Genomic DNA, 19860 nt, shown 5'->3' on the forward strand with positions numbered 1-19860 from the left:
GTATCAACTCTTAATAATTAAATTTTTATAGGCACCCTCTAACATATTTACCTGAGTAGCAATATCAAAATGATTTGCCTCTAATGCAGATGCCAAAACTCTCTTGTCAATATACTGCTTTTGAGCATTTTTTATAGCAAGTATCCATTGGTCACTTTCATCTAAAGGCAAAAACTGAACCAACTCTAAGCCCAGGTCCACTTTTTTGGGAACACTATCAGATATAATACATGGGAGACTAGCTAACTGTGCTTCAACAGCCACCATACCAAATCCCTCACGCTTGGAAGGGAATAGAAACAGGTTACTAGCATGTAAAAATTTCGGTATGTCCTCTTTTACTCCTAAAAGTTGAACATGGTTAGCTAAATTATTTTCTGTTACATATTTTGAGATTTTCCTATGATATTCCTCGCCTCGACCAATTAAAATAAGTTTATAGCTCTTATCTTCTTTTAGTAATTCCTGAAGTAACTTTAATAAGAATAACTGGTTTTTATTATCTGATAGTCTGCCGATATGACAGAGAACTTTATCAGTGTCTAATAGTCCTAATTCAATTCTTGTTTCTTCTCTACTATTCTCTTTCCACTCTTGAAAGCAAGAAAAATCGATGGCATTATTTAAAATTTGATAGTGTTCATTTTCATATAAATAGTTTGCCGCTTCTTTGGAACAAGCAAATCGTTCCTTTGCATATCTAGAAATTAATTTTCTAGAACAGAACACGGCAATCTGTTTCTTTTTACTGGGCTTATTTAATCCATGAGTATGACTATGGACAACAATATTTTTTATACCCGCTAGGTAGGCTGCCAAGGCAATAAAACCACTTTGCCAATCCATATGAATATGAACAATATCAATCTTTGGCATCTTAGAAATAATTTCTCTAAACTGAAGGACATATTTTATTAAGCCCACATCGCCCAGGCTTTTTGTATAAAAAATTTCTCCCCCTAGTTTTTTGATTTCATCATCATAATCTCCTTTTTCATTTGAATGAACTAGAAAATTAAATTTATATTTGCTTTTATCAATATTTCTGTACAAGTTCATTAACATCGTTTCTGCTCCACCTCGATGCATAAGCCCAAAGCAATGTAAAACTTCCATAAAATCACCTCCTATTTTTAAATTCTTATCACTTTCATTTTTGTATTTTTAATAAATAAATAGAGTAAAATTCCTAATGGCCAACATGCTATGGTATAAGATTTCTTTGCTGAATCTCTAATATAGGATTTGTTCCGGGCAAGTTTACTTTCTGCTATATAATGTAACGTTTGTTTAATGATGAACTTCTTATCAGTAGAAATTCGGATCATTTCATTTCTATAGAACGAAAAGCCCTTTGCGCAAGTCCGGTATTGGTTAACTTTATCAAAGGACATGCTGTTTTCATTGTAATCAACAATACAAACAGCTTCATTCATGAGCAGCATTTTATAATTAAGATCAATTAACCTAAACTTATAAGATGCCGGAAAGAATTTTTCTCCAGTGAATTCTGGATACGGATATAGTCGGGTTAGGTCACTGCGATAAATTAACTTTTTGTCGCCTTTTCCATGATATTTATCGAACAATTCCGTGTATGTACAAGTATGTACGTTATTCGGATGCTCTGTTCCAATAATATCTCCCTTTACACTTTGGTTTAGCGCTATAATACCAGCAATCCCATCCGCTTTATTTTTCTTCCAAAAGTTAATTATTTTATCTACTGCATCTTCTGCCATCCAGTCATCTGAATCAATAATGGTGTTTATTTCTGTTTTAATATATTTGTAGGCGGTATTTCTTGCTCCTGTCATTCCTTTATTTTCTTGATATAAATACTCAATTTGTACAATATCTTCATTAATAAAACTTTGTATAATATCCTTTGTATTATCTATGGATCCATCATCTACTACCAACCACATAAAATCCTTTGATTTTTGCTTTTTTAATGATTCATAGACCTGATGGATACAATAACCTCTGTTATAGGTTGTGGTTATAATCCCAAGAGTTTTCATTGTTCTTCCCTTCTTAATAACCCGTATTATCTATTAATAATGATTAACGAAATGTTTCACTGTATTCTCTATATAAAACTCCTCATACCATTTTGCAATTGGGAATACATCAAATCCTGCCTTGATGATTTCCTCCGAGGTATCTCTTCTATATAAGCTTTCATTAATCTTAGTAAGAACTTCCTTGGCCCAATAATCTGTGGATTTGTCTAGGTCAATAAACTTTACTAGATTAGTGACTTCAACCTCGCTTGGGATTGTATTTGATATGACACACGGTAAACCAGAAGCTTGAGCCTCTATAATAACATTACCAAATCCCTCAAAATGGGATGGAAACACAAAAATGTCCATAGCCTGTAATAATCTATGAACATCATTCCGAGATCCAGTCATGATCACTTTATCTTCTAATCCATAATCTTTAATTTGATTAGTAACCTTTTCCCGTAAGTTTCCTTCCCCTACTAACATTAGAATTGTATTTGGATTTTGTTCATGGATTTTTTTGAATACAGATATTAGAAAACTATGATTCTTCTGTTGGTGGAATCTACCTATATGCCCGACTACAATTTCATTTGTTATATTAAATTCCTTCTTAACTTCTTCCCTTATATCACTATTAAAAATGTACTTGTTTGATTGTATCCCATTTGGTATTACTTTAAAGTTTGATTTATTCACTACATTTTCACCAAATAGCCATTTTCCAGCTGGTGTGGAACAAGCGAATAAATAATCTGCACTATAACGGATAGGTAGCTGCAACACATTTTTTGCAATAGCTTGAAGATTCATACCGGATGAAGTGTTATGACTATGTGCAATGGTAGTTAGACCAAAATTCTTGGCTATCCTTAGATAGATACTAGCAGTAGAGCGTACATGACCGTGTATAACCTTATATTCTGGATGGGTTTGAAAAAATTCTTTCCATGCCTTAACATACTGAAAGTGGTTCTTGCCGTTATAAGTAGGTACGCTATAAATTCTACCACCCAAAGAACGTATTTCCTCATTATAGATACACTCATCTTCTGTATGAACAACAAAATCAAACTGAAGTTTTTCCCTATCTATAATTCTATAAGCATTCATAATAATGGTTTCCAATCCACCTCTATCTAATCGTCCCACAACACGCAATACTCTTATTGGGCTAGACATTTTAGGGACTCCTTATACCACTCAATAGCTTCCTCAATCCCTCTTTCAAAGCTCCAATCCGGCTCATATCCCAACATTTCCTTAGCCTTTGAGATATCAGCATTACTATGCTTAATATCACCTTTTCGCTCTGGTCCAAAAATCGGTTGAATATCCTTATTTAAAGCCTTCACCAAACCAAAGTATATGTCGATTAAATATTCCCTACCACCATAGGCAACATTATAAGCCTGACCAGCTACCTCGCTCGGTGCAAGACATGCCTTTAAGTTTGCTTCAATAACATTTTCAATATAGGTAAAATCTCTACTTTGTTTTCCGTCACCGTTAATAGTAGGACTCTCATTTTCAAGTAATTGTTTAATAAATTTTGGAATAACAGCAGCATAAGCTCCTTCAGGATCCTGTCTTTTACCAAATACGTTAAAGTAACGAAGACCATATGTATCTAAACCATAAAACTTTGTATAGAGACTAGCATATTCTTCATTAACCTTTTTTGTAAGCGCATACGGTGATAGTAAATTTCCTTCCCTTCCTTCCTGTTTCGGAAGCGTTGGTTCATCACCATATACAGCAGAGCTTGAAGCATAGACAAATTTCTTGATACCATTTTGCCTAGCAGCTTCCATCATATTTAGTGTGCCTCTTATATTTATCTCATCATATAAAACTGGCATTTCAATGCTTCTTGGCACACTGCCCCAAGCAGCTTGATGGAGGACAAGATCTACTCCATCGCAAGCCTTTAGGCATGTTTCAAAATCACGAATATCGCCTTCCATAAATTCATAGTTAGGATGATTGATAAACTCTTGGACATTTTCTCTTTTTCCGGTTGAGAAATTATCTAGTCCTCTAACTTGGTAGCCTAATTTCAATATTGCTTCAACTAAGTTTGTTCCAATAAAACCAGCAGACCCTGTAACTAGGAACTTTGTTCCCTCTGGAAACCTTATATTCTCGTAGCCCACTCTATAACCTCCAATATAAAAATCCTTTATCTTCTGCTTCTATTCGATTAAACATCCCTTTGATGTCCATTAGTACACATTGATTTCTATTCATCTCTATTTCAGAGTCCAATGTTGCGGCTACCTCATTCATCGCGTCTGAATCCAGGTACCAATTTGTTGCAAACATTTTCTTAACATCTTCTAGTTGAATTAATTTAAACTCTTCATGTGGAACAGCAAAGATTACTGCATCCATATCCTTTATATCCTCTTTTTCACAAGGATTAATTCTGTATTCTCGCCATAGCTCTTCTTTATCCGCTACAGGGTCAATAACTTTTACTTCCATTCCGTATTCTTCTAATTCTTTTACCAAATCGATTACTTTTGTATTTCTAACATCCGGACAATTCTCTTTAAAGGTAAAACCAAAGATGGCCACTTTCGCTCCATTTATCTGTTTATTTGCTTTTATCATTTTCTTAACTGTATTTTCTGCTACATACTTGCCCATATCATCATTTATCTTTCGGCCCGATAGGATGATTTGAGAGTAGTAGCCCATTTGTTCTGCTTTATATGTAAGATAATATGGGTCCACACCTATACAGTGACCACCAACAAGTCCGGGGGAGAATTTAAGGAAATTCCATTTAGTTCCTGCTGCTTCTAGGACTGATTTTGTATCGATGTTCATTTTATTAAAGATAATAGAAAGCTCGTTCATAAAGGCAATATTAATATCACGCTGTGCATTCTCAATGACCTTTGCGGCCTCCGCTACTTTTATACTTTCTGCCCGGTAGACTCCCGCATTTACAACAATTTCATACACCTTAGCAATAATGTCTAGTGTTTCTTTATCCATTCCTGAAACAACTTTTATAATCGTTTCTAATCGATGTTCTTGATCTCCTGGATTAATTCTTTCAGGTGAATAACCAACCTTAAAATCTTTTCCACACTTAAGACCAGATTCTACTTCTAAAATGGGAACACATATTTCTTCAGTGACACCTGGATAAACCGTAGATTCAAAAACAACAATCGAACCCTTAGTTAAGTTTCTACCTAGTGTTCGGCTTGCTGATTTGACTGGAGTTAAATCTGGTGTCCGATCTTCTTTCACTGGTGTTGGAACAGCAACAATATGAAATTTAGCCTCTCTTAGTTTCGTTTCATTTGAAGTAAATTCAACTGTGGTTTCCCTAATTACCTCATTGCCAACTTCTTTTGTAGGATCTATACCATTTTTATAGAGTTCAATCTTTTCCTTATTTACATCAAACCCTATAACATTTATTTTCTTTGCAAAAGCTACCGCAATTGGCATTCCAACATAACCAAGTCCGATTAAAGAAAGCTTTTCCTCTCTTTTGATTATCTTTTCATATAAATTCATATGAGTTCTCCCTAACTACTGTCTTATTGATTTCATTAAGATATGAATGAATCACAATTTTCCGATCAAACTCTTTTTCCATTTTCCTACGTCCTGCGATACCCATTGCTTTTCTCTCTTCAATAGAAAGGTTCATAAATTTACTAATAGCTTCTACTAAACTATCAACACTTTTCACTTCAAAACCAATACCACTAACATCTTCATCAAACGTTTCCATACAACCAGGGACTCTTGAAGCGAGAACCGGTCGCCCTGATGAAGCAGATTCAAGCAGCACATTAGCTGTACCTTCATGATAAGAAGGCAGGATTGTTGCATGAGATTTTTTAATAAAGGAATGTACATCCTCTTGTTGACCGTGGTATTTAATAATACCTGCTCGTTCTAACTCAGCTAGTTTCTGATCATAATCCTCTTCACTACCTCCAATTAAATCAAAGTGTATATGAGGGTTTTTCTCTTTCACCTTGATAGCTGCTTCAAGTAACTCATCAATTCCTTTTGCTTTCATGATTCGTCCAATAAAGAGAAATTTTATTGTTTTCAGGTCCAAGGGATATTCTTCAAAACTATGATTCTCTAAATTAACACCTGAGCCAGGGATTAGCTTGGTATTGTTTTTTACAATGGAGTTTGTAATAAAAAACTGTCTATTCGTTTCATTCTGAAAAAAAATACAGGATGCATTTTTCAATGCAATCCTGTATAGCATCAGCGTTATTTTTTGAATAAGACCTTTATTTTCAATAGAAGTACCTAACCCAGTTACATTCGTTAAATATGGTGTTCTTGTCATTCTACATGCCATACCACCATAGACATTCGGTTTAATGGTATAAGTTAAAACAATATCTGGTTTAATCTCATTTATGATCTTAATATACTGAAGCAACAGACTAAAATCCTGTATTGGATTCGTTCCACGTCTACTTAACATAGTTTCCACATGCTTACAGCCTAACTTTTCTAATTTCGGTACATATTCATCATGGGGCAAGGAAATAAAAACCTCATGATTAGTATTCATCAACTCTTTAAGAAGTTCTTTTCTAAAGTTATATAAGCCCAACCCAAAATTTGCTAACACTAGAATCTTCATTCTTTTTTACTCTCCTAACCGGTACCCCTACATAAGTTCCAGGTTCAGTGATATCTTTTACGACAACAGCACCTGCGCCGATTCTGCAACTGTTTGTAATCATGATATTATTACTTACGACACTTCCAATCCCTAGCCAAGAACCTTGCCCGATGTTCACAGTACCTGCTAAATGCGCTCCTGGAGAGATGTGAACAAAATCTTCTATTATATTGTCATGGTCGATCGTAGCACCCGTATTAATGATGCATCCTTCCCCAATTTTGGTATTTGAATTAATCACCACACCTGCCATTATGACAGTCCCATTTCCCAACCAAACTTGTTCTCCAATAGTTGAATGGGGGTGAATTAATACGGGGATAGTTGCACCTTCCTCTTTAAGACGAGTTTGAATCTTTTCTCTTATACTATTATTTCCGATACCGACAAATATGTCCGAATTTCCAATAAAGTTAAAAGCATCATACGATTTACCTACAACTTCTAACCCTATTGATTTTTTGACACTTTCATTGTCATCTAGAAATGCAATGTCCTGCCACTTATTCATTTTTTTGGCAATATCAGCCACAACTTTTCCATGCCCACTTGCACCTATAATGAGAAGTTTATTTTTCATAATTCCATTCTTTCCTTTTTGTTTCCCTTAAAAGGTTCCATGGTTGCTGCAGTCTCTGAATTAATCCCTTCTCTCATGAATACCTTTTTCAGAGTAGAAAATATGATGCTCCAATCTCCAGTAAAACTAACATTATCAACATATTTTATATCGAGATTTAGCTTATCTTCCCAACTTATTAAATTTCTGCCACTTACTTGAGCAAGACCTGATAAACCGGGTCTAACTTCATGTCGTCGTTTTTGATAGTCATTATACAGCGGCAAATAACTTATTAATAATGGTCTAGGACCTATAATAGACATATCACCTTTTAAAATATTAAATAGTTCCGGCAACTCATCAAGTGATGTAGAACGAAGAAATCTTCCAAATTTCGTTAGTCTAATACTATCAGGAAGTAATTCCCCTTTTGCATCTCTTTTATCTGTCATCGTTCTAAATTTATACATCGTAAAAATCTTTTCATTAAATCCCAGTCTATCTTGTTTAAACAATACCGGGCTACCAAGCTTGAATCTTACTAGAATTGCAATTAAAAGAAGAATGGAACTAAGAACCATTATGGCAAGCAGTGACAGTATAAAATCCATCGGTCTTTTTATATACTTCCTATAGATAATTCCTTTTGAAGATTCCATGATTCTCTCCATAAACTTTTAATTATTTCGACAACTTCCTTTAAATCTTCATCTGTCATTTTTGTATCTGATGGCAAACAAACACCATTCTCAAACAATTTCTCCGAAACATCAGTACCTATAAAATCGTATTTCTCAAAGTATGGCTGCAAATGCATTGGCTTCCATAATGGTCTTGACTCGATATTTTCTTTTTCAAGTGCTTCCATTATATCGATTGGTCTTACTCCACCTGTTAAAGTCAAACTACTTAACCAATAATTGGGTTGATTCCATTCATTGGTAGGCATAAATTTGATGCCTTCCAGTGAGCTTAACTCTTTCTTATAAAATTCAAAAATGGCTTTCTTTTTTTCTACTCTTTTCTCTAGAACCTTTAATTGCCCTCTGCCTATCCCAGCTACTATATTACTCATACGATAATTAAATCCTAATTCACTGTGCTGATAGTGTCTTGCTTGGTCTCTACTTTGTGTTGCCCAAAATCTTACCTTTGTAATTCTTTCGGAATCATCGGAAACCAACATACCTCCACCAGAAGTGGTAATGATCTTATTTCCATTAAAAGAAAAAATGCCATAATCACCAAAAGTACCTGTATGTTTCCCCTTGTAATAAGTACCTAAAGACTCAGCAGCATCTTCTATCAACACAGTATTATACCTATTACACAGTTCAACGATCTTGTCCATATTGCAAGATAAACCATATAAATGGACTACAATAACCGCCTTTACTTCCGGATACTTTTGAAAGGCTTCTTCTAATGCATTAGGACACATATTCCAACTTTCATTATCGCTGTCTATAAATACTGGAATGGCATTTTGATAAATGATTGGATTGGCTGTTGCAGAGAAGGTAAGCGATTGACAAAATACAATATCGCCTTCTCCTACTCCTGCAGCTCTAAGGGCCATGTGTATGGCTGCAGTGCCAGAACTTAAGGCTGCAGCAGCTTTAGAACCAACTTTTTCTGCAAGTTCATTTTCAAACTCATTGACATTTTTACCAAGTGGGGCAATCCAATTTGTATCAAATGCTTCTTTTATATAATGCATCTCATAGCCTTCATCACTTAAATGGGGTGATGAGAGGAAAATTCGGTCTCTCATTCCTTATCACTTCCCTCCTTTTAAAAATAAATTTTTTAGTTGCTTAAGAATTTTGCAATGTATAATTTTTAAGAGTCTCTGTTAAATACTCTAGCAACTCGTGATTTATCTCATCATTCTGCAAAGCAAACTCAATCGTTGTCTTTACAAACCCCAACTTCTCCCCAACATCGAACCGTTTACCTTCAAAATCATAAGCAAACACACGTTGAATTTGATTCAGTTGCTGAATGGCATCAGTAAGCTGAATCTCTCCTCCAGCGCCGGTTTGTTGTTTTTCAAGAAACATAAAGATTTCAGGAGTAAGAATATACCTACCCATAATCGCTAAGTTAGAAGGGGCAGTTCCTTGCTTAGGTTTTTCAACAAAGTAATTTACTTGATACCTTCGACCATCTTGTGCAGCAGGATCAATAATGCCGTATCTGTGAGTTTCTCCATCAGGAACGGTTTGAACGCCGATTACCGAAGACCGAGTATCTTCATATATATTCATTAATTGCCTCAAACATGGAGTATCGCTCTGGACTATGTCATCACCTAACAGGACTGCAAATGGCTCATTTCCAATAAAGTTTCTTGCACACCAAACAGCATGCCCTAAGCCTTTTGGCTCCTTTTGCCTTATATAATGGATATCTGCAAGATTAGTGGAATAACGAACTTTATCTAGCAACTCTGTTTTTCCTTTATCAAGTAGGTTTTGTTCAAGTTCATGAGCAAAATCAAAATGATCCTCGATCGCTCTCTTTCCTTTTCCAGTAACAATAATAATATCTTCAATACCCGAAGCGATTGCTTCTTCGACAATGTATTGGATCGTTGGTTTATCAACGATCGGCAGCATTTCTTTTGGCATTGCTTTCGTTGCTGGTAAAAATCTAGTTCCTAACCCAGCTGCGGGTATAATTGCTTTTCGTACTTTTTTCAATTTATTTCCTCCTCAAAAATTCCCATTCGGAAAACTAAAATCCGAAAATAAATATCTAGTAAAAAAATAGGTTTTACGAACCATTTCTTTTACTAGATATTTATAAACAAAGGTATAATTAAAAATTGGGCATCTAACCCACCCTCACACCACACTATTGACAACAAGCGTCTAAGGAAGATTTTATTAAATACATTCCCACAGCATAGCCGAGTGCCTCCAGTGATAACGACTAGGAGACATCGCCGGTCAGATAAATACCTGACTTCATATTGTCTGATGGAGTTCAATAGTTGGATTCATTTTCGTTTACCTTTCAGTTCTATAAAAAGAACAATCACACAAAAAAATATAGACATTATTAAAGATTATTCTATTTTTATTAATTAACGTTCCTTATAAGGTTTAGTAATTTCTATATAACGAACGAAACATTTTGAAAATTTATCTACAAAACCTTTACTGGAGCAGTAGTCAACTGAAGTTGACAAAGATTTAATTTCAAAAGGAATGTTACGTTTATACAGATTAAAAGTATTCGTTCGTTGTTTGTTCCATATAAAGAACAAATGTATACTTATAAATTATCATCATCTTTATATACTGTCAATCCATTTTCCAAATAAAAAAATTCTTTTTACCAGGAAATTGGAACTATAATAAAATTAGAAAAACCCCTAGGTTTCCCTAGAGGTCTAGTACAAATGTGCTATTCCATTTCAATTGGATCTTGATTCTCTTCCCACTCTTTTTCTTTCTTCAATTTACGTCTGTACACAAACTTCGATAAGTTTATACTAATCTCATATAGAAGTAAAAGTGGTAGTGTTACTAAAAAGTCTGACATAAAATCTGGCGGGGTTATGATAACCGCAATAACAATTAGAACAAAATAAGCATACTTACGAATCTTCGATAAGACGTAAGGATTAATGATCCCTAATGATGTAAGGAACATGACGACTACAGGTAACTCAAAAAGTACACCAAACGGTAAAGTCATATTCATCACAAAACGGAAGTATTTATCAGCTGTAAAGTTGGTGACAAGCATATCTCCACTTAGGTTCATTAAAAAGTTTAATACCATTGGCATAATAATAAAGTAACCAAAAGCTAATCCTACAATAAATAAAATAAATAATGCCGGAATATAGGATAATGTTACTTTTCTTTCATTTGATCTAAGAGCAGGTTTGACAAACAACCATATTTGAAGCGCGAGTACAGGTATTGTACCTGCTATCGCCACTAATGTGGCCAGCATAAAATAAATCCAAACAATATCACTTGGTCCTAATGCAATTAATTTAACATCTAAGTCTTGGACAAACCAGTTATAAATGTCTTTAACATAAATAAAGCCGAAAACAAAAAAGGCAATAAATGCCACAACGGTGAAAATTAACCGTTTTCGTAATTCTTCTAAATGATCAACTAAATGTAATTCTTTATCTTCCATATAATACCCCTACTAGCTCAGGTTCACTCTGAGTTTATTTCAAGAAAAAAGGTGCAAGAAGGAATCTCTTACACCTTATTTTGTCACTTTTTTCTTTTCTTCTTCGATTTCCTGCATTACATCGCTTGTTAAATCACGAGTAGACTTTTTAAATTCACGAAGCGTTTCACCCATTGCTTTACCAATTTCAGGTAGCTTCTTTGGTCCGAATATAATTAAAGCTAAAACTAATATTAAAATTAATCCAGGTACTCCGATATTTGATAACATAGGTACATCCCCTTTAATAAGTGGTTATTTCTACTACGATTATAGTACTTTCACATTCAGAATGGATGAATTCAGGCAATTGTTCATAAGAATGTCATAAATACTAAAAATAAACGACTTTATTTGACGTTTCCATTCTAACATATTTTAGAGTGGATTTGTCCAGTAAGATTTAATAAATTCGACAAGAATCGATTTTTGGTTTTAAACATTTATAGCATTTCCATTATTTCCTACATTTATTATTAAAACGTCTCCTAGCACAGACTGTTTTAGGAAGCTATTTTTTTCTTCTCAATTTCACTGACAATGATTTCTCTTACTTCTAACCCTAATTCTTTTATATCCTTCTCACTATGAATATGGCTAACAACCGGATGACCGATAATGACCTTTACTTTAGCAGGTTTAATAAGACGATTATTTTTCTCAAATATATCTGATGTTCCTATAATGGAGATCGGAACAATCGGAACTTTTGCATCAACTGCCATACGAAATCCACCGCTTTTAAAATGTTTGACTAAACCACCTTTGCTTCTTGTACCTTCAGGAAAAATTACCAGTGAGTGGCCTTTTTTTAAAAGTCTTACTGCATCTCGAATCGCTTTCGTGGATTGACTTCGGTCTTTTCTATTTATGAATACACAATTCATAACTTCCATCCAGCTTGAAAGAATAGGAACTTTCTTAACTTCTATTTTTGATACAAACCCGAATGGCTTTTCAATAGCAGCAAGTAGAACAGGTATATCAAAATCCCCTTCATGATTACTAATAAAAATAACCGGACCTTCCGGAATTCGATCTTGGCCCTCTACTGAAATCGTTGAACCTGTTAATTTCATCATAACCTTTGACCATTGTTTTGGTATTCGATGAATGATTTGATCTCTCTTCACTACTTCCATTCTTCGATTCAATTTTTTCATCGAACCCAGCTTAGGTAAATTATAAATTAGGAATCCTGCCAAATATAAAAAACAAATAACTAATCGAAACACAACTTACTCCCCTTTGGATATGTATTTCTCTGTAGATTTAGAAGAAAAACAGCTGAAGCTTCAGCTGCTTAACGTTTGTGGTATATTAAAAATTCATAATGATAAGGGTTCTTCTCATCTTGAATTCCTCTTTCTTTTGATACAAGTTCAAAATCATTTAATGAAAACTCTGGAAAAAACGTATCACCTTCAAATTCATCATAAATCATTGTTAAATAAAGGCGATCAACAACAGGGAGCAGTTCTCGAAAAATTTCAGCTCCGCCGATGACAAAAACTTCCTCATCTTTTGATTCACAATAAGATATGAATTCATCTAGAGAGTAGAACATAGTACAGCCATCGCACTCATATTCTTTATTCCGGGTGATAACTATATTTTCTCGCCCTGGAAGAAGTCTACCAATTGATTCATGCGTTTTTCTTCCCATTGCAACTGGATGTCCCATTGTGACTCGTTTAAAAAATTTTAAATCCTCGGGTAAATGCCATGGTAATTGATTATTTTTTCCAATCACACGATTTTCGTCCATTGCCCAAACAAAAGAAATCATACACTCACGACTCCTTTAATATGTGGGTGTGGATCATAATTTTCTAATGTGAAGTCTTCATATTTAAAATTGAAGATATCATTCACTTCTGGATTGATAGTAAGTTTGGGTAATACTCGTGGTTCTCTGCTCATTTGTAGTTTAACCTGTTCAAGATGATTTTGATAAATATGGACATCACCAAAGGTATGAATAAACTCACCTGGCTCTAACCCACAAACATGAGCTACCATATACGTAAGCAATGCATAGGATGCAATATTAAATGGAACTCCAAGAAAAACATCAGCTGATCTTTGATATAACTGACATGATAATTTACCATTCGCTACATAAAACTGAAAAAGACAATGACAAGGCGGTAGAGCCATCTTATCAATTTCACCAACATTCCAAGCATTTACTAATAAACGACGTGAGTCAGGGTTTGTCTTAATTTGCTCTATTAACTGACTAATTTGATCAACGGTTTCTCCATCTGCACTAGTCCAAGAACGCCATTGGTGACCATAGACAGGACCAAGATTTCCCTCTTCATCGGCCCACTCATTCCAAATTCTTACTCCATTATCTTGTAAATATTTTATGTTTGTATCTCCAGTTAAAAACCAAAGAAGCTCATGAATAATTGATCTTAGATGGAGTTTTTTTGTTGTTAATAAAGGAAATCCTTCAGCTAAATCAAAGCGCATTTGATAGCCAAATGTACTAATCGTCCCTGTACCAGTACGATCAGTTTTAACTGTTCCGTTTTCTAAAACATGTTTACATAAATCGAGATATTGTTTCAAAAAAATCCACATCCTTCGTAAAACTCTTAATGAACATTTTACCACGAAACAACTAAAGATGCTTTTACCTTTCTATAGAAATTAGGATATGTATAAAAATTGTCGAATTGTTGTTCTTTAAATCGAACGTTTAATGTATTATAATTAATACATATTTGTTTTGACATAATGATTTTTCCATAAAAACAACTAACAGTAAATGTTCTATATATAGTTCTATTTATGAGTATAGGGAGTGATTATACAATGTCCGAAAAATTATATAGAAGACCTATGGTTATGAGTCATAGTGCAATTAGATTTGAAACTTCCCAAAGTATAAATACAAGCATTATGGAAATGGAAACAGAATCTGACCAAGATATCTGTGGTGAAGATTCAACTTTGTTTGATTTTAACTTAGCATCAGATAATAGTGATTATAACGAAGCAGAAAATTCTAACGGAGTAGCCCTTTTTGGCAGCGATAATGAGCAAGAAGGTGCTACCTGTGGGGAAGAAACAGGTGAGGGTAGTGATGATGGTACAGTTGACGGTATTATAATTAATGACGATAACACTAACAATGAAGAAAATTCAACCAGTGATGACACTATAATAGATCTTGATAGTACTACCAATAATGAGGACAGTAATTCCAATGAAGACACTACTGACAGTAATGATAGCTCCACCGAAGATGTATCTTCTGAAAATTCCTCTGGAAGTAATGACAGTATTAATTTAAACGACAGTAGTTCTAATGAAGGTACTAATACTAATGATAACAGCTCTGTTGATACTGAAACCGAAGAATCTACTTCAAACGATGATATCATTATTGTTGAAGACAATAATGATAATGATACTAAAAATGAGAATGGCACTACTAATAATGATGTCAGTAATACAGAAGGTAAATAGTATCTCAATTTAAGAATTTTAAAATCCCCAATCATTCTGATGGGGATTTTAATTTTAATTAATAATATTGAATTTCATTTTTGCATATTTTAACTATCAATCATAAACTCATGTATCCATTAAAACTTTATCTATTCTTCTCTCGACAATCTTCCCCTCACTCAATTCGATAACCTGATCCGCCTTTTGAATGGACAAGCTACGATGCGCGATAATGATGATGGTCATTGTCCCTTTAATTCGTTCGAGTGCTTCTAGAATTTTTGTTTCATTTTCAGTATCCAATGCACTTGTTGCTTCATCTAGGATAAGGACCGACGGATTTCTCAAAAGGGCACGAGCCAAAACTAACCGTTGCCGCTCGCCTCCAGATAAATTAATCCCCCTGTCCCCCACTCTAGTATGGATTCCTCTAGGTAGTCTTTTTACAAATTGGTCTGCTGCTGCCAATTTAAGTGCATTCCAAACCTGTTCTTTTTTAGCATCCGGCTTCATCAACAATAAGTTTTCAAGTATTGTTGCATTAAATAGAAATGGATCCTGCGGAACGAAACTAATTGAGTTTTTATAAGCATATAGTTTTTCCTTTGTTATCGCTGTTTCATCGACTAGTATCTCTCCACTTTCCGGCTGATGGAGGCCGAGCAATAGATCTACTAAAGTGCTCTTACCAGCCCCAGAGTCCCCAACAATAGCCGTCATCTGTTTTACGGGTATCCTTAAATTAATGTTGTGTAAGGTAGGTTTGGCAACATCACTATATGTAAAAAATACATTTTTACATTCAATCGATTCTTTAATCTCAAGGGGTTCATTTATATTAGAGCCAAATTCAATATCTTTGTTAACATTCGTTTCGTTATGTAAATCTAGTAAAACTTTAAAAGCAGGTATAGTCATGGCTAATTGCTGTAAATACGATTGAATTCCCACAAATCTTGGCCAAAGTCGTGAGAAGAGCAAAATGACCATGAGCAGCTTTGCAGGTTGTGCAGAGAAAAAATGAACGGAGAAAAATATAAAACTTGTTATAATAGCACCTAAAGCGGTTTTATAGGAAACCTGGGAGTTAGACTGTAATTTCACATAGTTTACTTGTTCGGTTAACATTCTTTTATTTAATGACTTCATCCAATTCAGTCGAGATTTTTCAAGTGTATTAGTCTTTATATCTTTTATACCATTAAGATTATCGGTAATTCCTGCAAGGTACCTTCTTGCTAGTTGAGTAGACTCTTTCCCGAGAGATTTCGCTTGTTTTACAAACCTCCATGAAAAAAAGGCAAGACAGAGACCACAAAGTAATACAAGGCTTGAGATTTGAAAAGAAATCCAAAAGGCTATTCCAATTTGTATCAGTGTAAAAATAAGATTCGTAGCTAACAACATAAACATCTTTATTCCCATCGCTACACGATTAATATCTTTGGTTAAGGAGTTAATCAAATTTGATTTTCGTGTTTTTAAATAAAATTCCCACCTTACATTTAGTAAACCATTGTATGTATCTTCTTTTAGGTGATTGACGAATCCTTGCTGTATCTTTACATCTCTAATAGCTAAATTACGTTCAAGCAGGCTTTGACCTATGACCATAACCAGGTAAATACCTAATATTGTCGTTAGTCCTGTTCCCTTAGGAATCTCTTTTAAAAAGTTCAAAATTCCCCAAAACCCAGCATTCTGACTTTGCATTTCTAATATTCCGCCTATACTTAGCATCGGAATTAGTAATAAAATCGCAGCCCCGTCTAATAAGCTTACAATGACCATTCCAAGAAGATTGAAATATAGTATCTTCCCTGTAAATTGATAAAAGTGTTTTAAAAAATGAGTAAATTCCTTCATCCATAACCTACCTTTTAACTTATTAATTCTGACTTTCCATATTTTAACTTCATTTTACTATAAAACTAATAATTTTTATCCATTACAATAAAAATAAAAGATGAGCCACCTAATGCTCATCTATCAATCGCTTAGTTTTATTATTTTTTAAAGGTTAACCAGCGGATTCGGCTCTATTTTCCCATCCATACTTTTAATAAATTCATAGGTTTGTGGTGCGCGTTGATACAAAGTTTCTTTTGTATCGTCATTTAAATAAAACATCGCAAAGGTTTCAGCAAAGTATTCCTCGGGAAACAATAAGAAATAAGAATTACCAGGGAACAAAACCGCACGTTCCTTTTCCCATACATCTAAAAATGGGCGATTGTATTTTAGGTCATGTAAAATAAAGTGGTCGATCGAATGGGCTAGCTCGTGAAGTTCAAGATTAACCGATCCGTGCCCCTTCCCCTTTTCACTAGCCCCGATTTTCACAAGAACCGTTTTCCCCCCACCAATGCCTGGTACATCATCCCAAGTCGTTTTGGAGTGATAGCCTCTTGGAATCACACCGCTTAAATGGCTGGCAGTCGGATTTTCCGTTAGTTTGCCTTCAAAGAGCTTTACAACAATCCCTTGTTCGTTTATTTGATCTAATAAAAAATCAGGCAGCACCGACAGACGGCTTATGACTTTTGCTGCTTCCTGTTGATTAAATGATGTTTCTGGGAGTACAACAATATGATCGAGTTGTTTTTTCGGTTCGATAGACATGGATTTTCTTAGAATTGAATTTTCATCGAAATCCGCAAGCCTGATCCCTTCGACAGAGGCTTGAGATATTTGATAAAATGAAAATGAGAGTATCAAAATGCCGAGCGTAATGACCCACTTCTTCAAACTATCTCCCCCCATCTTTTTCCGTCCTTTATCTATAAAAATTATAACATATGAAAATAGGTATAAAGCGGTTTCATTGATAGGTAAATAGTGGGTTGAAAGGGGCTAGAGAAAATAAAAAACTCGGCACAAATTGAGTGCCGAGAGTAAGTTATTTAAAATTATCTCATCCATTTTGGTGGAGTGTTTTTATCCCAATAAATGGCTCCAAGTGTATGATGGTTTTGGAACCCATCTAGATAGCTGTGATAGTGGAAATTAAACCAGTATCCTTGTTGAGGCGGATTATCTCTTCGAACATGAAAACGAATCACGTCTTCACCTGTTAATTGATTTTGGATATGAAAAATTCGTTCTGAGTTCCCACCGGTTGGGAATTCGGAGATATTTAAATATTGCAGTTTTCCAGCTGGTATTTGATGGGTCACATCATTAATGGCCTTTTCAATTTCAGGCAGAATGATTTCTTTAAACTCATCCTCAATAATCGGTTTGATTTTATTTCCAAATTTTTGTAAGGAATATAATTCAGCCTGCTCCATCATTTCATCCAAAAATTCATCTCTTGATGGGATGGCGGCGATTGTTTCATACGAAATTTCCTCTTTTGGAGGTTCTGATTCAAAGACATCTCGGTTAGACCCAGGATCTTGATTTAATTCATTTAACCAAGCAGCTTGAGAAGGAGTAACCATTCCAAAAGTCAAAATAGTTACCATGACAACAAATGTTTTTCTAATCCACCTTTGCATGTAGTTCCCTCCCTTGCCTCAAAGTCTTTTAAACTATTATACTGCTTTTTATCTAAAAAATGGATAGTTGTCCCGAAAATTCATAAAAATTTAATAAAATTATTTTTCTAGTATTCCAAAATGGAACTTTGCCGTTTTTCGTCTCAATTGTAGGAAACCAAACTGTTCAAAGCGCTCACTTTGGTAATGATCTTTTAATACAACTCGACATTTTGAAACACGTAAAGCTTCTTCCATCCACTCAGCTTGAAATTTTTCATATACTGCTAAATGGGTTAAAGCCTTTATTCCATCCGATTCTAAAATACTTTCTTCAAACATCGGGTCAAAGTAAACAACATCGACACTATTGTTTGGAAGACTTTTCATATAATCAAAACAATGTGCGTGGATTACCTCGATTTGTCTCATCGCCTCATCCATTTCGGAAATACCAGCATCCCATTTTTTTAAACCTTCACGAACGATATAGCTTAAGTATTTTTCCGCTTCTAGCCCAATGACCTTTCCCTTTGGCCCAACACTGAAACTCGCCACAATACTATCGGAAGCAAGCCCTAACGTACAATCTAAAAAGCTCATTCCTTCTTTTAATTGGCATGCATCAACAAATGGATCATGTTCTCCTCTTTGTAGCCGTTTGATTCTAAACATAGCTGAATTAGGATGGAAAAAGAATGGCTCTGGTTCTCCAAACGGGAAAAGTTCAAGCCTTTCTTTCCCCACAACCATGCAGGCATCATTCTGAAGCTTTTGCATAAGAGCAACAGAACGTTTTTTTCGGTCTATAAAAGGTACGTCTAGGTCCTCAGCAATCATTTTTGCTTGTTCAATCATGACTTGATTGGTGCGGCCGGCTGTTGTAACAAACATGGTTAATCCCCTTTTTAAAAATAATTTCAAAAGGCTGTATATGTATAAATTGTGGTTTTAGTAGAAAAAAAGGATGCCATCTGGCACCCTTATCCTAATTTTGTTTCAAACGCAGTTAATAAATTTTCCATAATGGCTTCCATTGGAAAGCTTTCAATATTATGTCTAGGAATAAAATGAACCACTTCTTTTCCTTTTAATAGCGCCATGGAAGGTGAAGAAGGCTCTAATCCATCAAAGTATTCACGCATTTTTGCTGTAGCCTCTTTATCTTGACCAGCAAAAACAGTTACCAAATGGTCAGGCTTTTTTTCACTTGTCAAAACAGCTTGGGTAGCAGCAGGACGTGCTAAACCAGCAGCGCAGCCGCAAACTGAATTCACAACCACAAGTGTTGTTCCTTCGACGTTGTTCATAAACTCTTCTACTTCTTCAGCTGTTTTTAATTCCTGAAAGCCAGCTTGTGTTAACTCCTGACGCATGGGAATAACCATTTGTCTCATATATTCTTCATATGCCATAGACATAATAAAATCCCTCCAAAACTACAATTTGTAG

The 19860-nt window shown here is 34.7% G+C and carries 21 protein-coding genes; 1 reads left to right on the plus strand and 20 read right to left on the minus strand.

Annotated elements, in window-relative coordinates:
• Nucleotides 1-3: 3 nt before the first annotated feature.
• From ACSBPO_RS14105 to ACSBPO_RS14175, 15 genes are all read right to left on the minus strand, one after another.
• Nucleotides 4-1116 (minus strand): glycosyltransferase, encoded by a 1113-nt coding sequence (locus ACSBPO_RS14105; protein ID WP_442594311.1) that lies wholly within the window; start codon nucleotides 1114-1116, stop codon nucleotides 4-6.
• Nucleotides 1117-1133: 17 nt separating this feature from the next.
• Nucleotides 1134-2024, minus strand: coding sequence for a glycosyltransferase family 2 protein (locus ACSBPO_RS14110; RefSeq protein WP_442594313.1), 891 nt, complete (start codon nucleotides 2022-2024; stop codon nucleotides 1134-1136).
• A gap of 33 nt (nucleotides 2025-2057) precedes the next feature.
• The gene (locus tag ACSBPO_RS14115; protein ID WP_442594315.1) at nucleotides 2058-3194 is read right to left on the minus strand and encodes a glycosyltransferase family 1 protein; all 1137 of its coding nucleotides are present in this window, start codon (nucleotides 3192-3194) and stop codon (nucleotides 2058-2060) included.
• Entirely contained in the window at nucleotides 3179-4168 is a 990-nt protein-coding gene (locus ACSBPO_RS14120; RefSeq protein ID WP_442594317.1) for an SDR family oxidoreductase, read from the minus strand. The genes ACSBPO_RS14115 and ACSBPO_RS14120 overlap by 16 nt, the downstream gene beginning before the upstream one ends.
• A gap of 1 nt (nucleotide 4169) precedes the next feature.
• The gene (locus ACSBPO_RS14125; RefSeq protein ID WP_442594319.1) at nucleotides 4170-5552 is read right to left on the minus strand and encodes a nucleotide sugar dehydrogenase; all 1383 of its coding nucleotides are present in this window, start codon (nucleotides 5550-5552) and stop codon (nucleotides 4170-4172) included.
• Entirely contained in the window at nucleotides 5539-6654 is a 1116-nt protein-coding gene (locus ACSBPO_RS14130) for a glycosyltransferase family 4 protein (protein ID WP_442594321.1), read from the minus strand. Before ACSBPO_RS14130 ends, ACSBPO_RS14125 begins: the two co-directional genes overlap by 14 nt.
• Nucleotides 6611-7276: an acetyltransferase gene (locus ACSBPO_RS14135; protein WP_442594323.1), complete on the minus strand. Its 666-nt coding sequence runs from the start codon at nucleotides 7274-7276 to the stop codon at nucleotides 6611-6613. Before ACSBPO_RS14135 ends, ACSBPO_RS14130 begins: the two co-directional genes overlap by 44 nt.
• Nucleotides 7273-7917, minus strand: a complete 645-nt coding sequence (locus ACSBPO_RS14140; protein ID WP_442594325.1) for a sugar transferase — start codon at nucleotides 7915-7917, stop codon at nucleotides 7273-7275. The genes ACSBPO_RS14135 and ACSBPO_RS14140 overlap by 4 nt, the downstream gene beginning before the upstream one ends.
• Nucleotides 7878-9032, minus strand: coding sequence for a DegT/DnrJ/EryC1/StrS family aminotransferase (locus ACSBPO_RS14145; protein WP_442594327.1), 1155 nt, complete (start codon nucleotides 9030-9032; stop codon nucleotides 7878-7880). Before ACSBPO_RS14145 ends, ACSBPO_RS14140 begins: the two co-directional genes overlap by 40 nt.
• Nucleotides 9033-9075: 43 nt before the next feature.
• Nucleotides 9076-9963, minus strand: a complete 888-nt coding sequence (gene galU, locus ACSBPO_RS14150) for a UTP--glucose-1-phosphate uridylyltransferase GalU (protein ID WP_442594329.1) — start codon at nucleotides 9961-9963, stop codon at nucleotides 9076-9078.
• A gap of 709 nt (nucleotides 9964-10672) precedes the next feature.
• Complete coding sequence (gene tatC, locus ACSBPO_RS14155; protein WP_442594331.1) at nucleotides 10673-11425, minus strand: twin-arginine translocase subunit TatC; 753 nt, start codon at nucleotides 11423-11425, stop codon at nucleotides 10673-10675.
• Nucleotides 11426-11500: 75 nt separating this feature from the next.
• Nucleotides 11501-11695, minus strand: a complete 195-nt coding sequence (gene tatA, locus ACSBPO_RS14160) for a twin-arginine translocase TatA/TatE family subunit (protein ID WP_442594333.1) — start codon at nucleotides 11693-11695, stop codon at nucleotides 11501-11503.
• Nucleotides 11696-11967: 272 nt separating this feature from the next.
• The gene (locus ACSBPO_RS14165) at nucleotides 11968-12699 is read right to left on the minus strand and encodes a lysophospholipid acyltransferase family protein (protein ID WP_442594335.1); all 732 of its coding nucleotides are present in this window, start codon (nucleotides 12697-12699) and stop codon (nucleotides 11968-11970) included.
• Nucleotides 12700-12767: 68 nt separating this feature from the next.
• Entirely contained in the window at nucleotides 12768-13253 is a 486-nt protein-coding gene (locus ACSBPO_RS14170; protein ID WP_442594337.1) for a dihydrofolate reductase, read from the minus strand.
• Nucleotides 13250-14044, minus strand: a complete 795-nt coding sequence (locus tag ACSBPO_RS14175; protein WP_442594339.1) for a thymidylate synthase — start codon at nucleotides 14042-14044, stop codon at nucleotides 13250-13252. Before ACSBPO_RS14175 ends, ACSBPO_RS14170 begins: the two co-directional genes overlap by 4 nt.
• A gap of 246 nt (nucleotides 14045-14290) precedes the next feature.
• Between ACSBPO_RS14175 and ACSBPO_RS14180 the strand changes: the two genes are divergently transcribed.
• Nucleotides 14291-14947: a hypothetical protein gene (locus tag ACSBPO_RS14180; protein ID WP_442594341.1), complete on the plus strand. Its 657-nt coding sequence runs from the start codon at nucleotides 14291-14293 to the stop codon at nucleotides 14945-14947.
• 108 nt (nucleotides 14948-15055) lie between these two features.
• Here ACSBPO_RS14180 and ACSBPO_RS14185 read toward each other — a convergent pair whose 3' ends face one another.
• The 5 genes from ACSBPO_RS14185 to ACSBPO_RS14205 form a co-directional block, all read right to left on the minus strand.
• Nucleotides 15056-16795 carry an ABC transporter ATP-binding protein gene (locus ACSBPO_RS14185; RefSeq protein ID WP_442594343.1) on the minus strand — a complete coding sequence of 580 codons (1740 nt, stop codon included), beginning with the start codon at nucleotides 16793-16795 and terminating at the stop codon, nucleotides 15056-15058.
• Between the two features lie 147 nt (nucleotides 16796-16942).
• Complete coding sequence (locus tag ACSBPO_RS14190; RefSeq protein ID WP_442594345.1) at nucleotides 16943-17677, minus strand: anthrax toxin lethal factor-related metalloendopeptidase; 735 nt, start codon at nucleotides 17675-17677, stop codon at nucleotides 16943-16945.
• A 161-nt stretch (nucleotides 17678-17838) separates the two neighbouring features.
• Nucleotides 17839-18429: a YpjP family protein gene (locus ACSBPO_RS14195; protein WP_442594347.1), complete on the minus strand. Its 591-nt coding sequence runs from the start codon at nucleotides 18427-18429 to the stop codon at nucleotides 17839-17841.
• Nucleotides 18430-18528: 99 nt separating this feature from the next.
• Nucleotides 18529-19302 carry a class I SAM-dependent methyltransferase gene (locus ACSBPO_RS14200; protein WP_442594349.1) on the minus strand — a complete coding sequence of 258 codons (774 nt, stop codon included), beginning with the start codon at nucleotides 19300-19302 and terminating at the stop codon, nucleotides 18529-18531.
• 89 nt (nucleotides 19303-19391) lie between these two features.
• Nucleotides 19392-19829: a BrxA/BrxB family bacilliredoxin gene (locus ACSBPO_RS14205; RefSeq protein ID WP_442594351.1), complete on the minus strand. Its 438-nt coding sequence runs from the start codon at nucleotides 19827-19829 to the stop codon at nucleotides 19392-19394.
• Nucleotides 19830-19860: the final 31 nt, after the last annotated feature.

This window comes from Neobacillus sp. D3-1R (genome assembly GCF_052180215.1).
Taxonomy (GTDB): domain Bacteria; phylum Bacillota; class Bacilli; order Bacillales; family Cytobacillaceae; genus Pseudoneobacillus.

Excerpts from the sequence above, each read along its gene's own strand:
- ACSBPO_RS14105 (WP_442594311.1), bottom strand. The coding sequence starts at position 1,116 with ATGGAAGTTTTACATTGCTTTGGGCTTATGCATCGAGGTGGAGCAGAA.
- ACSBPO_RS14110 (WP_442594313.1), bottom strand. The coding sequence starts at position 2,024 with ATGAAAACTCTTGGGATTATAACCACAACCTATAACAGAGGTTATTGT.
- ACSBPO_RS14115 (WP_442594315.1), bottom strand. The coding sequence starts at position 3,194 with ATGTCTAGCCCAATAAGAGTATTGCGTGTTGTGGGACGATTAGATAGA.
- ACSBPO_RS14125 (WP_442594319.1), bottom strand. The coding sequence starts at position 5,552 with ATGAATTTATATGAAAAGATAATCAAAAGAGAGGAAAAGCTTTCTTTA.
- ACSBPO_RS14130 (WP_442594321.1), bottom strand. The coding sequence starts at position 6,654 with ATGAAGATTCTAGTGTTAGCAAATTTTGGGTTGGGCTTATATAACTTT.
- ACSBPO_RS14135 (WP_442594323.1), bottom strand. The coding sequence starts at position 7,276 with ATGAAAAATAAACTTCTCATTATAGGTGCAAGTGGGCATGGAAAAGTT.
- ACSBPO_RS14140 (WP_442594325.1), bottom strand. The coding sequence starts at position 7,917 with ATGGAATCTTCAAAAGGAATTATCTATAGGAAGTATATAAAAAGACCG.
- ACSBPO_RS14145 (WP_442594327.1), bottom strand. The coding sequence starts at position 9,032 with ATGAGAGACCGAATTTTCCTCTCATCACCCCATTTAAGTGATGAAGGC.
- tatC (WP_442594331.1), bottom strand. The coding sequence starts at position 11,425 with ATGGAAGATAAAGAATTACATTTAGTTGATCATTTAGAAGAATTACGA.
- tatA (WP_442594333.1), bottom strand. The coding sequence starts at position 11,695 with ATGTTATCAAATATCGGAGTACCTGGATTAATTTTAATATTAGTTTTA.
- ACSBPO_RS14170 (WP_442594337.1), bottom strand. The coding sequence starts at position 13,253 with ATGATTTCTTTTGTTTGGGCAATGGACGAAAATCGTGTGATTGGAAAA.
- ACSBPO_RS14180 (WP_442594341.1), top strand. The coding sequence starts at position 14,291 with ATGTCCGAAAAATTATATAGAAGACCTATGGTTATGAGTCATAGTGCA.
- ACSBPO_RS14185 (WP_442594343.1), bottom strand. The coding sequence starts at position 16,795 with ATGAAGGAATTTACTCATTTTTTAAAACACTTTTATCAATTTACAGGG.
- ACSBPO_RS14195 (WP_442594347.1), bottom strand. The coding sequence starts at position 18,429 with ATGCAAAGGTGGATTAGAAAAACATTTGTTGTCATGGTAACTATTTTG.
- ACSBPO_RS14200 (WP_442594349.1), bottom strand. The coding sequence starts at position 19,302 with ATGTTTGTTACAACAGCCGGCCGCACCAATCAAGTCATGATTGAACAA.
- ACSBPO_RS14205 (WP_442594351.1), bottom strand. The coding sequence starts at position 19,829 with ATGTCTATGGCATATGAAGAATATATGAGACAAATGGTTATTCCCATG.